The 14,541-nt window shown below is 64.3% G+C and carries 17 protein-coding genes; 6 read left to right on the forward strand and 11 right to left on the reverse strand.

Going from position 1 to position 14,541, the window contains the following annotated elements; genetic code table 11:
- Nucleotides 1-13 precede the first annotated feature (13 nt).
- Complete coding sequence (locus CH268_RS14825; protein ID WP_094664868.1) at nt 14-1,087, forward strand: M4 family metallopeptidase; 1,074 nt, start codon at nt 14-16, stop codon at nt 1,085-1,087.
- 9 nt (nt 1,088-1,096) lie between these two features.
- Nucleotides 1,097-1,378 carry a protealysin inhibitor emfourin gene (locus CH268_RS14830; protein ID WP_027494430.1) on the forward strand — a complete coding sequence of 94 codons (282 nt, stop codon included), beginning with the start codon at nt 1,097-1,099 and terminating at the stop codon, nt 1,376-1,378.
- Between the two features lie 14 nt (nt 1,379-1,392).
- Here the strand turns inward: CH268_RS14830 and CH268_RS14835 are convergent, their stop codons facing one another.
- The 3 genes from CH268_RS14835 to CH268_RS14845 are packed head-to-tail and all read right to left on the reverse strand — an operon-like array spanning nt 1,393 to nt 4,473.
- Nucleotides 1,393-2,052 (reverse strand): NADPH-dependent F420 reductase, encoded by a 660-nt coding sequence (locus CH268_RS14835; RefSeq protein WP_094664870.1) that lies wholly within the window; start codon nt 2,050-2,052, stop codon nt 1,393-1,395.
- Nucleotides 2,053-2,089: 37 nt separating this feature from the next.
- Nucleotides 2,090-3,580: a flavin-containing monooxygenase gene (locus tag CH268_RS14840; protein WP_032364516.1), complete on the reverse strand. Its 1,491-nt coding sequence runs from the start codon at nt 3,578-3,580 to the stop codon at nt 2,090-2,092.
- Between the two features lie 26 nt (nt 3,581-3,606).
- Nucleotides 3,607-4,473 carry an SDR family oxidoreductase gene (locus CH268_RS14845; protein ID WP_032364730.1) on the reverse strand — a complete coding sequence of 289 codons (867 nt, stop codon included), beginning with the start codon at nt 4,471-4,473 and terminating at the stop codon, nt 3,607-3,609.
- 72 nt (nt 4,474-4,545) lie between these two features.
- On the opposite strand from CH268_RS14845, the gene CH268_RS14850 reads away from it, so the two are divergent.
- Nucleotides 4,546-5,190 (forward strand): TetR/AcrR family transcriptional regulator, encoded by a 645-nt coding sequence (locus CH268_RS14850; protein WP_032373825.1) that lies wholly within the window; start codon nt 4,546-4,548, stop codon nt 5,188-5,190.
- A 7-nt stretch (nt 5,191-5,197) separates the two neighbouring features.
- Here the strand turns inward: CH268_RS14850 and CH268_RS14855 are convergent, their stop codons facing one another.
- The gene (locus CH268_RS14855) at nt 5,198-6,199 is read right to left on the reverse strand and encodes an EamA family transporter (RefSeq protein WP_094664872.1); all 1,002 of its coding nucleotides are present in this window, start codon (nt 6,197-6,199) and stop codon (nt 5,198-5,200) included.
- 39 nt (nt 6,200-6,238) lie between these two features.
- On the opposite strand from CH268_RS14855, the gene CH268_RS14860 reads away from it, so the two are divergent.
- Nucleotides 6,239-6,772, forward strand: a complete 534-nt coding sequence (locus CH268_RS14860; protein WP_032384032.1) for a CGNR zinc finger domain-containing protein — start codon at nt 6,239-6,241, stop codon at nt 6,770-6,772.
- A gap of 67 nt (nt 6,773-6,839) precedes the next feature.
- Nucleotides 6,840-7,151: a hypothetical protein gene (locus CH268_RS14865; protein WP_141215151.1), complete on the forward strand. Its 312-nt coding sequence runs from the start codon at nt 6,840-6,842 to the stop codon at nt 7,149-7,151.
- A 28-nt stretch (nt 7,152-7,179) separates the two neighbouring features.
- Here the strand turns inward: CH268_RS14865 and CH268_RS14870 are convergent, their stop codons facing one another.
- From CH268_RS14870 to CH268_RS14890, 5 genes are all read right to left on the reverse strand, one after another.
- Nucleotides 7,180-8,277, reverse strand: coding sequence for a hypothetical protein (locus tag CH268_RS14870; protein WP_094664925.1), 1,098 nt, complete (start codon nt 8,275-8,277; stop codon nt 7,180-7,182).
- Complete coding sequence (locus CH268_RS14875) at nt 8,274-9,599, reverse strand: hypothetical protein (RefSeq protein ID WP_094664927.1); 1,326 nt, start codon at nt 9,597-9,599, stop codon at nt 8,274-8,276. Before CH268_RS14875 ends, CH268_RS14870 begins: the two co-directional genes overlap by 4 nt.
- Nucleotides 9,600-9,648: 49 nt before the next feature.
- On the reverse strand, nt 9,649-10,884 hold the full coding sequence (locus CH268_RS14880; RefSeq protein ID WP_094664876.1) for an AGE family epimerase/isomerase: 1,236 nt from the start codon (nt 10,882-10,884) through the stop codon (nt 9,649-9,651).
- A 39-nt stretch (nt 10,885-10,923) separates the two neighbouring features.
- Nucleotides 10,924-11,481: a dihydrofolate reductase family protein gene (locus CH268_RS14885; RefSeq protein ID WP_094664878.1), complete on the reverse strand. Its 558-nt coding sequence runs from the start codon at nt 11,479-11,481 to the stop codon at nt 10,924-10,926.
- 75 nt (nt 11,482-11,556) lie between these two features.
- On the reverse strand, nt 11,557-11,967 hold the full coding sequence (locus tag CH268_RS14890; RefSeq protein ID WP_027494441.1) for a RidA family protein: 411 nt from the start codon (nt 11,965-11,967) through the stop codon (nt 11,557-11,559).
- A 79-nt stretch (nt 11,968-12,046) separates the two neighbouring features.
- Between CH268_RS14890 and CH268_RS14895 the strand changes: the two genes are divergently transcribed.
- Nucleotides 12,047-12,415, forward strand: coding sequence for a winged helix-turn-helix transcriptional regulator (locus tag CH268_RS14895; protein WP_094664880.1), 369 nt, complete (start codon nt 12,047-12,049; stop codon nt 12,413-12,415).
- A gap of 4 nt (nt 12,416-12,419) precedes the next feature.
- On the opposite strand, the gene CH268_RS14900 is transcribed toward CH268_RS14895, so the two are convergent.
- Together CH268_RS14900 and CH268_RS14905 are read right to left on the reverse strand one after the other, a co-directional pair.
- Entirely contained in the window at nt 12,420-13,511 is a 1,092-nt protein-coding gene (locus tag CH268_RS14900; protein WP_094664882.1) for a spore photoproduct lyase family protein, read from the reverse strand.
- Between the two features lie 50 nt (nt 13,512-13,561).
- On the reverse strand, nt 13,562-14,446 hold the full coding sequence (locus CH268_RS14905) for a LysR family transcriptional regulator (RefSeq protein WP_094664884.1): 885 nt from the start codon (nt 14,444-14,446) through the stop codon (nt 13,562-13,564).
- Nucleotides 14,447-14,541 lie beyond the last annotated feature (95 nt).

Genomic DNA, 14,541 nt, shown 5'->3' on the forward strand with positions numbered 1-14,541 from the left:
GGGGTCACCGCACATGACGACAGATACCGATTCCGGATCGTTCCGCAGGCTCCACTCGCATGGCGTAGTTCCACCGTTCCTGCTCGAGCGTCTACAGGGAGCCGGTGCACGCGCGACTCTGCTGGCCGACCGCGAGATGCGGGCGGGCCGAGAGGTCGTCCAGGCACGTACCGCCATCGCACCGCGGACCGGCGGCACCCTCGAACGCACCATCTCCGATGCCAAAGCGACCCGTGACCTCCCGGGTCAGCAGGTTCGCGCCGAGGGTGAGGATCCCACCGGCGATGCTGCGACCGACGAGGCATACGACGGCCTCGGTGCCACCTATGCGTTCTTCGACGAGGTGTACGGCTACTCGAGTCTCGACGGCAGCGGCCTGCCCCTCGATGCGACGGTGCATTACGGCCGGGACTACGACAACGCGTTCTGGGACGGCTCTCGCATGGTGTTCGGCGACGGTGACGGCGAAGTGTTCGCCCGCTTCACCGTTTCTCTGGGCGTCATCGCGCACGAGCTCGCGCACGGTTTCACGCAGTACACCACCCCGCTCGAATACAAGGACCAGGCCGGCGCACTGAACGAGTCCATCTCCGACGTGTTCGGTGCGCTCGTGGAGCAGTACGCCGCGAAGCAGAACGCCGAGGACGCGTCGTGGTTGATCGGCGAAGGTCTGTTCCTGCCCGCGGTGCAGGGCAAGGCGCTGCGCTCGCTCCTCGAGCCCGGCACCGCGTACGACGACGATGTACTCGGCAAGGACCCGCAGCCGGCGAGCATGGACGACTTCGTCGTCACCACCGAGGACGACGGCGGTGTGCACATCAACTCGGGCATTCCCAACCGCGCGTTCGCCGTGGCCGCAACCACTTTGGGTGGCCCGGCGTGGGATCGCGTCGGGCAGGTCTGGTTCGACACCATGACTGTCGGGGGTCTGGCACCGACGGTCGACTTCGCGGGTTTTTCCGCGGCGACGCTGCTCGCAGCGCAGAAGCGATTCGGCACCGATTCCGACGTCGCCCGGGCCGTGGCCGCCGGTTGGTCTACCGTGGGAGTTCAGTCAACACGGGAGCCGAGCGACGATCGGGTGTGATCGAGGGGCATGAGCCTGCGCATCGAGGTACTGCGAACCGGTGGGATCGCCGGGATGTCCAAACGCGGAGTGGTCGAGACCGACGAGCCGGAATGGCAGTCGCTGGTCGAGGCTGCGCGCCCGTACCTCGCTGAGCCGCCCCCACCCGAGCCCGCCGAGTCGCAGGCCCGCGACACCTTCGTGTGGAACGTGTCTGTGGGCGAGCAGTCGTGCCGGGTCGGCGATTCGGCCCTGACCGGGCCGCTACGCGACCTCGCGGAGCGCACACTCCGCGAGGGTCGCGTCAGGTAGTTCAGCAGCTCGGCTCAAGCTTTCCATTCCGCGGAACGTTCCGGGGACGCCTCGGCCAACGCCTTCACGGTGTCGTCGACGCCGAAGTCCTTGCCGTACACCGGGGTTCCCGGCTGCTGATGCCACGACTCGGCGAGAGAACCGGCATCGACCGGGTCGAAGCCGAGCTCGTCGATCACCGAGAACACCAGCTTCTTCGACTCGGCGTCGTCCCCGGCGATCGGCAGCGCGATGCGCTTGTCGGTTCCGGCAGGAACACCCTTCTCGAGCAGGTGCTTGTACCAAATTCCGTTGAAGGCCTTGATGACCGGCTCACCGAGCTGCTGCGACACCCACACGCTCTCGGGTGTGCCGCCTTCGATGTCTTCGATCAGACCGTCGCGCTGCTGCGGGTAGTAGTTGTTCGTTTCGATGACCGGCGCTCCGGGCTTGCGTGCGCCGGCGATACCGGCGGCGAGGTCGGGCACGTTCTTCTGCGGGATGCTGAGGATGACCAGGTCCGCATCCTGCGCCGCGTCCGCTGCCCACACCGCCGTCGCTCCGGTTTCCGACGCCAGCTCCGCCAGAGTCTCCGGGTCGCGTGAGTTCGAGAATCGAACCTCGTGACCGAGCGCCGTCAACCGGCGCACGAGCGTTCCACCGATGAATCCACTTCCGATGATGCCAATTTTCATGTACGGGACAAACGATCAGGGACTCGATCTATTCCCGTCAGGAAGCGACCGCGACCTTCGATCGAGGCCGCCCGAACTTCATCGCCTTGTCGACGAGCTTGCCGTACCGCAGAACCGGCAGGTCGCGGAAGTAATTCATCCGCAGCTTCCACGGAGTTTCACTGCCCTGCCTCGGGAAGTTGTCCACGGCCCGCAGCACGTAGCCGGCGGCGAAATCGAGGAACGGCTCTTCGTCCACGGACGGGTCGCGTTCGAGCTCGACGGTGCTGTACCCGTTCTCGTCCATGTGGGCGAGCAGGCGCATGACGTAGTTCGAGACCATGTCGGCTTTGAGCGTCCACGACGCGTTGGTGTACCCGACGACAAAAGCGAAGTTGGGGATTCCGGTGAGCATCATGCCCTTGTACGCCATGGTGCTGGGCAGATCCACGTCTCTACCGTCGACGCGGAAGGTCGCGCCGCCGAGTGCGGACAGGTTCAATCCCGTTGCAGTGACGACGATATCGGCGTCGAGGTGCTGGCCGGACTTCAACTTCAGGCCGGTCTCGGTGAAGCTGTCGATGTGATCGGTGACGATCGAGACCTCGTCCTTGCGGATCGAGCGGAACAGATCGTTGTCGGGCACCAGGCACAGGCGCTGATCCCACGGGTTGTACGACGGGGTGAAGTGGGTGTCCAGGTCGTATCCCTTCGGCAGCCATCCCTCCTGCATCTTCCGGATCCGCTTCTTCATGAATTCCGGGTACTTCTGGCTCAACGAGAAGATCAACATGGCCATCGATACGTTCTTGAGCCGAGTCACGCTGTACGCCAACTTCTTCGGCAAACGCTTCCGCAGTGTCTGCGCAATCGGATCCTTCGAGGGGAGCGAGAGGATGTAGCTCGGCGAGCGCTGCAGCAACGTCACGTGCTCGGCCTCACGAGCGAGGTTGGGAGCCAGCGTGATCGCCGTTGCACCGCTGCCGATGACGACGACCTTCTTGCCCGCGTAATCCAGATCCTCGGGCCAGTGTTGCGGGTGGATCACCTGCCCACCGAAGTTCTCCTGGCCGACGAACTCCGGGCTGAAACCCTTGTCGTAGTTGTAGTAACCACTGCAGGAGAACACGAACGACGCGGTGATCGTGACGGTCTCGTCGGTGTCGCTGCGCTGCGCCGTGACCGTCCAGAACTGCTGCTCGGACGACCATTCGAGGGCGACGACCTTGTGGTGGTATCGAATGTGCTTGTCCACACCCGCTTCTCGTGCGGTTTCGACGATGTAGTTACGGATGTCGGAACCGTCGGCGATGGACTTCTCTCCTGTCCACGGCTTGAAGCTGTACCCGAGGGTGTACATGTCGGAATCGGAGCGAATACCGGGATAGCGGAACAGATCCCAGGTGCCACCGATCGCCCCGCGGCTTTCGAGGATGGTGTACGTCTTCCCGGGCAGATCGTGCCCGAGGTGGCGCGCGGCACCGATCCCGGACAGGCCGGCACCGATGATGAGGACATCGACCTCGGGGGTGGTCAGTACGGCAGTCATGAGCAACGATTCCTTCGGTGGGGGGGTCAGCTGATTTTGTTGCGTGCGCTCTCGGACCTACCGAGGCGCGCTACTTCTTCGTCCATCTTGGGCAGGATCGTCGGCACGTGCGCCAACATGCTGCGGTCGCCGACGCGCGAGGTGATGACGGCCTTGAACCAGGACGCCGCACCCACCCACCGCGGTACGTAGACGCGGCGCTTGCGCTTGGCCAGGCCGTCGACGAACGCATCCACGCACTGCTCGACGGTCATCGTCTTCCCGAGGGGGCCGGGCAATACCGCGAGCAAATCCTGGAATGCCGTGAGATCGGACTTCGCGTCCTGGACCATCGGGGTATCGATCCAGGCCATGTGGGCCGAGCCGACGTCGACTCCTCGGTAGTTCACTTCCAGCCGAAGCGCATTGGCGAAATGTTCGGCTGCGGCCTTGCTGGCGTTGTACGCGGCCAAGCCGGGGCACGGGGTGAACGCGGCCAGCGAGGAGACGACGAGGATGTAGCCGTTGCGTTCGATCAGCGACGGCAAGGCAGCGCGGACGGTGTTGAACACGCCCATCACGTTGATGTCCATGACGCGCTGGAACGTGGCCGGGTCCACCTGCAGGATCGATCCGTAGCTGGCGATTCCCGCATTGGCGAGCACCAGATCGATGCCTCCGTAGGCCGCGATGCCGCCGTCGACGGCGCGCTGCATGTCGTCCAGATTTCGGACGTCGGCGACGAACGCCTCGGCCTTCAGCTGCGTCGCGACCTCCCGCAGCGGAGCCTCGTCGACGTCGACGAGTACCAACTTGGCTCCACGACCTGCCAACGCACGTGCGGTCTCGGCACCGATTCCTCGTGCCGCGCCTGTGATCAGAACGACCTTGTTCCGGAGCGTCGATGACGCCATGTCTCCCCCTCGATCGAGATTCATTCCTGCGAACACTTTGCATCTGATACCGAGCGGTGTCAAGATCTGTCTGTGACTACCCATCACAGTGACGTCGGCAGGACGTATCGCGGAGCTCCCCCGCAGCAGCGGCAGCAGGAGCGTCGAACCCGGCTGCTCGATGCCGCCGTCGAAGTGTTCGGCACCACCGGGTACCGGACGGCGACCGTGGAGAAAGTCTGCGTCGAAGCGGGGCTGACCAAGCGCTACTTCTACGAGTCCTTCACCAACAGCGAAGAACTCCTGATGGCCACCTACGCCCGCGCCACCGACGCGATGCGCGAGAGCATCCTCGCCGGAGCGGCCTCGGAGACGGAGTCCAGCGAACAGGTGCTCCGAGGAGCCCTGACCGGATTCTTCACGTTCGTCGCCGAGCAACCGAAGTCCGCTCGTATCGCCTTCGTCGAAATCCTCGGCGTATCCCCCACCGTCGACGCGTTGTACCGCAAGACCACCACCTCGTTCTCGGCGACGGTGCTACAGGTAGCCGACACCGTCGGGTCCAGCCGAGGCCTGGCCGGGCCGAACCGTAAAACGCTGGCGATGGGCCTGGTGGGCGCGGTTCTCACCATCGCTCAGCAATGGTTGCTGTCCCCCGAACGCGAACCTCTCGACTCCGTGATCGCCAGTGCGCACACCATTCTGGCCGCCGTCGTATTCGGACGCGTCGACGGCTGAGCAATTGTCATGCTCTGCTCTGCAGCGGCTCCACCGGTTCGTCCGAGGTGACGCGTTCACCTGATTTGACGACGACGACACCGAGCAGAATCAGTGCGCCACCGGCCAATTGGATCGGCCCCGGAGCCTGGCCGAGCAACAGCCACGCAAACACAAGCGCTGCAACAACTTCCATCAGACCCATGAACGACGCCAGCCGCGAGCCGAGGCGTCGGCCGGCCGCAATTCCGAGTACGTACGCCAACGCGGCGGTCACCACACCGAGACCGATGATCGGAACCCACCACGGCACAACGGCATCGACGAACGTGACGTCGGTCAGGGGAGCCGCGAACGGGACGATGCCGACCAGCCCGGCGGCGAGCAGAATGAGTCCACCCGCCAGCAGACCGCCCCCGGCAAGCACGATCGGTGGCAAGCCGTTGCTCTCGTCGGCGGAGAGCACCCAGTAGACGGCGGCCCCCGCCATCGCGCCGAGCGCCCACAGCACGCCGACGCTGTCGACGTCCGCGCCGGAGATCAGGTCGAGCACGAGCACCAGTCCCATTGCGGCCAACAGCGCACCGACCAGCGTCAGCCGACCCGGACGCTGCTGGTGCCGAAACCACATCCAGCCGATGACGGCTACGGGCGAGGTGAATTCGATGAGCAGTGCGACACCCACGTCCATTCGGCCGACGGCGTTGAAGAACGCGAGCTGACAACCGGCCACCGCGAAGGCACCGTAGGCCACGAGCAGCTTCCAATTCTTGGCCAACAGGCCCCAGCGTCCACGCAGCGCGAGAATCGACGGAATCAGCAACACCGCTGCCGCGAGCAGGATGCGCGCAGTCACGGCGGCACCGGCGGTCCAGCCGGCATCGAGCAGGCCTTTGGCCAACGAGCCGGAGAGCCCGAACGATGCCGCGGAGAGGAGCGCGAACATGAGCCCCGAGAGTCGACGCGACCGTGCCGCAGCGTCGTATGCAGCTGCGCGATCCACCTGCGCGTCATGAGTGTAAGCCGTCATGACATGTGACAGTAGGGAGTGAGTTGGTAAGGTGTCAACATGCTTTTTGCTCATGACGCAGAACTGTCGCTTCTGTCCGCCGTGGCATTGGTCAATTCCGCCGAAGACCCGGACACGCTGACCACCCGCGAGGAGCTGGCCGAGTTCTTCACCGACCAGGGCTACTCCGGACGGTTCGACGGCGACGACGCCGAGCTCGAAGCGGTGCGGGCACTGCGCCCGACCCTGCGATCACTGCTGACCAGCAGTCGAGACGACGCCGTGCTCGAGGTGAACCGCTTGCTTGCCGAATCCTCGGCCCTGCCCCGATTGGTCCGGCACGACACTCTCGACTGGCACATCCATGCCGTCGCCGACGACAGTCCGCTGGCAACCCGCATCGTCGTCGAGACTGCGATGGCCATGATCGACGTCATCCGAGCCGACGAGCTCTCCCGTTTCGACGTCTGCGCCGATCCGGACTGCAACGGGCTGGTTCTCGACCTCTCCCGAAACCGCTCTCGCCGCTTCTGCAGCACCACCTGCGGCAACCGCGCGGCAGTTGCCGCGTACCGCGCACGCAAGGCCCAGTAGCACCGCAGGGCTTAGACGACCGGGTTTCGGGTATTCGGCGACGGAACTTAGCGAGAGGAACATCCCCATGGTCGAGAAAAGGCCTTCGAAAACGAGCTGGGCACGTGCAGTCGAGAACATGCTGGCCGTCATGTTGATCTTCGCCGGAATCGCATCCGCGGGCGGTCTGATCGCGGCTCTGGCGGGCGGCTTCGAGGGATGGGCGATCGTCGCCGGCATCACCGTGGTCGTACTGTTCGCAGCCGCGTTCTTCGCCGTTCGCGACGGTGCCCGACGACGCGCGCGGGAAGTCGACACCGTCGTCTACTCCCCCGACAACACCGATCAACTGTTCGACGTGGACCCGAACACCGGTGAGCGCACTCCGCACCGGGAATAGCACTGCCGCACGGTAGTGCTGCTCGGCGTCAACTCGGAACCGATTCGAGACGAACCATCGAATCGGTTCCGAGGAAGAACACACCCGATCGCGTCTGGGCGATCGAACCCGATTCCGTGAAACCGTCCGGCCTTCTGGGTAAGGGCCACCGCCAGCGCACGTCGTTCGATGCCGTGGTGGCCACGAGCGCGTCCTCCTCGAACGAATAGACGGTGTCACCGACGGAAGTCTCGGTGGCATACGGCTCCCGCAGCTTCCACACTTCCGCGCCGTCCTCCGCGACCGCGGTTGCGTCGGGCAACAATTCGAGCCCCTCGAGCGGAGTGCCGGTTCGTGGATCGAAGAACGTGGCCTCGCCGCCGAGGGTGACGAGACCGCGACCGTCGGACACGTGAATCAACGGGCCCTCCACGCCATCCCAGCCCGCAAACGATGTGATCGGACGCGACCACATCCGGTCGAGGGCATCGATGGAACCCCCGTGCAACACAGATTCACCGTCCTCCGGGTTGCCCTCAAGCACGAAGACAGACGAGCCATCGCTCTCGACGGCGTACGCGAACCACGCTTCGGGCATCGGCGTTCTCCGTGCCTCCCCGTCGTCCACTCCGATCCTCACGATCGATGGGACGTCGGAATACGAATCCAGACAGACGATCTCGCTCTGAACGGGAACGCTCGCGCATTCGTCGACTGCACCGGGCGACTTCTTCCACCGGACGCTGCCGTCGTCGGCGTCGAAGGCCGCGAACTCGATCGCATCCACCGAGTAGGAACGCGGATTCGGCAAACCGACGGCCGTGACGAGTACATCGTCTCCGTCGATCACCCCGGTGACGCTCGAATCGAACTGCAGATTCGCAGCCGGAGAACGGAATGCGGCGAAGTTACGTCCATAAACGGCCTCGGCGTCGATCCGCCAGCTCGGATCCAAAACCGGGCCGGGCGGTGCCTGCGTGGTGGTCGCCTCCTCCGAGAACGTCGGTGTCATCGCCAGACTGTCCGACGGCTGTTCGACGGGATCGTCCTGCATCGACATCACGAGAACAGCAGCGACGACGGACACGACCGCCACCGCCACCGCCACGCCGGCTCCGATGTTCGGGGTCCAGCTCGAATTACTCATGGCCACTGCTCAATAGGGGCCTGTGCCACAGCATCGAGAACCTCGAAGGGCAATGGGTCCGGCAACACCAGCGGCGCATACGAGCCCGGCTCGAACGCCGCCGTCGAGCGGACCGACACCTGCACTCCGGATGGCCGCGTCACCGTCACCGAACGCGTGAGCTGCGTGGTGCCGTCCTCTGATGTCGTGCTGTTGACGATATCAGCGTCGTAGCTTTCGACAGCCGAACCGTCTGGCAGCGTGCGAAACTCGACGACAGGTCCGTACGCGTTATCGGGATCGTAGGGATCCGTCGCCACCGGCAGTTCCGCACCCCCGGATACCGAAACGAACAGTCCCACCCGAGTTCCGACCACCTCCAGATCGGTGCACACCCCTGAGCCATAGTAACCGGGCACGAGGGACCCGATCGGTCGATTCAACGCGGGAGCGTTGGGAATGGCTTGCCACACTGTCGCCAACGCGTCGTTTGCCGCGGCCACACGATCCGCGCGAATATCTTGTGCAGAGCCGGAATCCTGCGTCCAGACGGAGCAATCCTGCCGTGGCGCAGCGCTTCCCGCCGGCGCGGGAACCGCGACACGCAGATCCGACACGGTCGCGATCCGAGCCAACTCCGATGATTCCAGCGGAAATTCGTCCGACCGGGCTGCAGTGAGATTAGCGGTCACCTGCGTCCCGTCCGGGTGATAAGCGGTGGCAGTGCGCAAATTCGTTCTGTCGCCGGCAAATTCGTACCAACTGTCGACAGTGTCGACGACGGTGCCGTCGGACTCGGTGGTTCGCGCATCAAGAGCGCCTGCGATGCATGCGGGGATACCGGTTTCGGAAGGCCGAACGTCGACGCTTGCGTAGGCCGAGGAATCGCCCCGGGCCAGTGTTCCCGTCGCGGTCGTGCTGGGCTCAAAGCCCTCCGGCACAGCACCGCCAAGGTCGTCGACCGGTTGAAAGGTCAGTGACTGGGATGGAGCGGCCAATGCGACGGTCACATCGGCCGGTAGCGCAGCGAGAACTGCGTCGGACATCGCACCGGCTTTGCCCGAGGTGAGCCACGGATAGGCGGGGTTGTCGTACGACGGGGTCTCTCCCCCGAGGGTCGCTCTCATCACCACCTCGCCCTCATCGGACGGGGGCGGTTCGACCTCCACGCAACCCGGAATGTCCACCGGGTATTGAACCGGCTCGAACACGACCGAGGAATCGGCGTCGACCGCAACGGACTCCGGCGATCGAAGCAAGCCGGCCGCAACGACGCCGAGGGCGACCACCGTGACGATGACGGATACGTCGATGACGGTGTTGTGTCTTCTACCTCCGGGCACGAGGAAACAGTACAGACCCACCGGAAGGTTTCGCGCTGGAACGCGAGGGCTATCGCGAGTCCGCCAGCACCGCCGCCACCATACTCGAGCTGTTCACACCTCGGCTGATCCATGTCGCCTGCACAGCGTGGTACAGGTCCGGCTTTCCACTCCACACCGTGGCTGCGGGCCTGTTGTCCGCGTCGAGTTCGTGATGCCAGGAGCCGTCGACGAGGTCGATGAAGGAGTCGGCGGCAATGTCCCACCAGGTGCGATAGTCGTTGTCGTAGCGGTCTTCTCCGGTCCGACGGCCCAGTGTCGCGGCGGCCGCGATCGCCTCGCACAACACCCAGTGCAGACGCTCTGTCACTACCGGTCGCCCAGTCCAGTCGGTGGTGTAGACGAAGCCGGGCGACGGACCGGGTTGCCAGCCGTCCTGCGCCGCGCGGTGATACAGGGACGCGGCGGCGGCAACGTAATCGTGGCCACGAGGGCTGTCGGCCACGAGATTCGCCTGCACGAGCAGCCGAGCCCACTCGAAACCGTGCCCCACCGTTGCCCCGTAAGGCTTGAACTGGTTTGCGGTGTCGCCGCTGTTGTACTCGAGCATCGGCTGCCATTCGGCAGTGAAATGCTCGGGTATCCGATGCTCGTTCGCCTGCGACCAGCCGATCACGTTGTCGCAGATGCGTACTGCCCTGCTCCACCAGATTTCGGGCGCACCCGCATCGGCCGCCGCCAGCAGTGCCTCGACCATGTGCATGTTGGCGTTGATACCGCGATAACCGTCGAGCGCAGTCCAGCTCGCATTCCAGGTGTCTGCGCACATGCCGTGGTTCTCGTCCCAGAATCGCCGATCCACGACCTCGAGGGCTTCGTCGAGAAGCCCCCGTCCACTGGGGTGTCCCGCCGCTGCGGCTGCGGCTGCCGCCAACACCACGAAGGCATGCGTGTAAGCCGTCTTCGTCGCGTCGGGGGACGAGGCGTCGGCGCTGGACTCGAACCACCCGCCGTTCGTGCTGTCCCGCAACGTCGTCAGTAGACCTTCGAACACTCGATCGGCTTTCCTACGAGACCCCGGATACCCCTGCATCGAGGCCAGGAAATGCACGTGCGCCATCCGAGCAGTGATGTAGGTCAGGGCCGGATGGCTCAGGTCCGGATGTCCGCGGTCGTTCAACCACGCCGCTCCCCCGGCAGGATGCTCGAGCGAGCTACCGAACCCGAGGAGCCGAGCCGATTCTGTGTCGAGCCACCGCTGGTGCGCGGGCAAGGTCCACCACTGACGACGATCACCGGATGTCATGAGCCCATTCTGCGCGATCGGGCCGGACGACAGGTCTGCTTACCGAACCACCCTGTACCGCAGATACATCCAGCCCGACGTGGGGAAGTGCCTCTGCTCTTCCAGCACCAGGTTCAGTCGGTGCCCCACAGGGAAGTACGGCTTCCCACCACCCAGGACGGTCGGGACGACAATCAGCTCGAACTGGTCGATCTGGTCGAACAACGACGCGGCCAGGTTCGCCCCGGCGACCGCCAACGTGCCCTCGGTCTCGCGCTTGAGTCGCTCCACCTCCGCGACGGCGTCGGCACTACGGACCAGCCGGCAACCGTCGGGCACGGAAGTGAGGGTGTCCGAGAAGACCACCCGGGGAGTTGCCTTGTACAGCTCGGCGAATTCGGCTTCGACGGGGTCGCCGGCCGCCCGTTCCGGGGCGGTCCAGTAGTCCTCCATGGCCTCGTACAGCCGCCGTCCGAACAGAAAGACGCTCGTCTCCACGGTCTGTCGATTCGAGAACCGATGCGATTCCTCGTCGGGCATCGAGTAGTCGAGGCTGCCGTCGGGATCCTCGATGTAGCCGTCGAGGGAAACATGCAGGTTGTAGGTCAGAATCGCCATGTCACTCCAGAGGTCGGGTGGGTTTGCCGGTATCGACCTCCGCACCGCCGAGAAGTCACCGGCCTATCCGCGGATTCAGTCCAGAATCGCGGTTGCTTCCACCTCGACCCGCACGTCCGGTTCGAAGAGGTAATCCACTCCGATCAACGACGCAGGCGGCATGGGAGTCGGCAGTCCGATCTCGTCGGCGACGCGCGTGACGCCGTCCATGAACTCACCGATCAGCTCGGGAGCCCAGTGCGTGACGTAGAACGTCAGCCGCAGTACGTCCTCGAATGTTGCTCCTGCACCGGTCAATCCGATCGCGGTATTGCGCAGCGCCTGCGCAACCTGACCGGCGAGGTCGTCGGTATCGATGGCCGACCCGTCCTCGTTCCGGGCGATCTGACCGCTGACGTGGATGTGTCGAGAACCCTGACCCACCGCCACGTGGTGATACGGGGTGGGTTGCATCATTCCGGGCGGGGTGAATCGAGTGACGCTCATGGTTGGTCCTTCGTCGTAGAAATTCAGGTATAACGTTGATACCTGGTACACAAAGGACACTTCAAGGGAACCTGGTTTCATGACCGATACCGCCGACGGCAACGCAGAACTCACGATCACTGCCCCGCACCGCGAACTGTTGGATCAGGTGCTCGACAAATGGTCGCTGCAAGTACTCAACGAATTGTGCGAGCGCCCCTGCCGATTCAACGATCTCCGCCGCGCGATTCCTGAGGTGACTCAGAAGTCCCTCACCGCAACGCTGCGCAAGCTCGAACGCAACGGAATCATCGAACGCACGGTTCTGAGCACCCGCCCGGTGGCGGTGGAATATCGAATCACTCCCCTGGGCAAAACGCTCCGAACTCCCGTCGACGTCCTGCTGGCGTGGGCAACCACGCACATGGACGACATCGACCGAGCGCGAGACCGATTCGATGCCCTGTGACGGTTCACGTCCAGTACAGCAGCTGCGCGTCGGGCAGAACGTCGCGAAGTTCGTCGACGAACCAGCTGCGCATCTCGGCCATCGTGTCCTTCGGATAGACGTATTTCACGCCGCCGAACTTGTTTCTCTTCGCTGTGCGCGCGCCCTCGTCCATCTCCAGTTTCGTTCCCGGATACCAGCTCAACAACACATCCTTGCTCGACGGCGTGAAGCGGTGAGTGATGATTTCGGCGGTCAGATCGAGATCGGGCACATCGCGCAACGCGTCGGAGACATTCGCGAGCAATCGACCGTACTGCTCGCGCCAATGCGGGATCGGCATGATCGGCGCGATCGTCAGCCCCACTCGGTAACCGGCCAGTGCCAACTGCCGCAGAGCTTCTATCCGAGCCGGCATACGTGCCGTGCCGCCCTCGAAGCGGTGAGCGATGTCATCGGCGTTGACCGACAGCCGAACTCGCGTTCGGCGGCCGTGGTCGAGCGTCACCAACTCGCGGACGTCGTCGAACTTGGTGGTGAAACGCAGCGACACGTCGTCCCCGTACACGCCCGCGCCCACTCTGCGAACGGCCTCGGCAAGAGAGCCCGTCACGTGTTCGATCCCCAAAGGATCGGTGTAGCAAGATAATTCGAATGTGGTGCCTTCGTGCCCACGCTCATCGGTGCCGGAGGTGATGGAACCGCGGCCTGCGTGAGTGCCGATACCGGCCAGCACGTCGTCGAGGTTGGCGAAGACCCTGGTGATCGGCGGACCGGACAACGAGCCGGCGAGATAGCAGTACTGGCAATGCGCCGGGCATCCCTTGGCCAGGTCGATCCGCCAGTCCGCGCTCGGCGGAATCGGTTGCGGTTTCAGCACACTCGGCGGGGCGACCACCACGGCCATCGTCGACTTGGCTCGTGCGTAGGTCTCGCGCTCGGACTCACCACGCAGTCCGGTGAGGCGGTCACCGGACAGAATGTCGATGTCGGCGACGCCCGCTGCTTCGCACCGACGGAGAATTTCCGCGGTGTGCGGTAGCTCGGACGCAGACTTGGTGACCAGGACACGCGAGGGTGTCCAGAGTCGAGTGGGGGCAACCAGAAGATCATCCATTACTCGTGTTCAACGCGTCGCAGCGTGCAATGCTTCCCGGTTACCGCAGCTCAGGCGAGAAATTCGTCGAGCACGCCCAGCAGGGCACGTACCGCCGCGCTCGGAGCGCGAGTCGACGAGGTCGCAACCGCGAGCGGCCACGTCAGATCCACTTTCGACACCGTGGTGACGACCACACCGCTCCGCTCGGTCAGGACGAACCGGGGTAGCAGCGATATCCCGAGGCCGTTGCGGACGTAGGCAACGCCGGTGGAGATATCGGTGATTTCGATGCTCACGCGTCGCTGCAATCCCGCGTCGGCGAACGCGCGGTCGGCCACCGCGCGGTTTCCGAAGCCGATGGGCGAATCGATGAAGTCGTACGGTGCAATGTCGTGCAGCGTCAAGGACTCTCGTTCGGCCAGGGGGTGGTCCGACGGGAGCACCAGATCCAATACCGACGATGCGAGTTCTCGCACGTCGATCCCGGCGGGCCGTCGGCCGGAGTCGGAGACGAACGCGAGGTCCAGTCGACCGTCCGCCACCGATTCGAGTAGCCCCTGGGTGCCCGACGGCGCTGCGCCGGTGATGAGCTGGACGTGCGGAAACCGGCGGTGGTACTCGCCCAGCAGACCGGGAAGGTCGATCAGCTTGATCGAGGTCAACGTGCCGATTCTGACGGTGCCGCGTAGGCCGCCTCGAACGTCGTCGACCGCATCACGGGCATCGCGAGCGGCATCGAGGACCACCCGAGCACGGGGAAGCAGAGCCCGACCGGCCTCGGTCAGCCGCACACGCTTGGAATTGCGATCGAGCAGCGATGCACCCAGTTCTCGTTCGAGGGACTTGATCGCCGCCGAAACCGCAGATTGAACGATATGCAGACGGGCAGCGGCACGGGTGAAGTTCTGTTCTTCACTGACCGCGACGAAGTATTCGAGGTGGCGCAGCTCCATCCATCGATGATCGCATATCGAGATAGTTGTCAGCGTTGTTCTTCGTTGGACGTGATCGTCGAGTCCGAGGACAGTCGTATCCGAACGAACAACAC

The organism is Rhodococcus sp. 06-1460-1B (assembly GCF_002258475.1).
Lineage (GTDB): Bacteria > Actinomycetota > Actinomycetes > Mycobacteriales > Mycobacteriaceae > Rhodococcoides > Rhodococcoides fascians.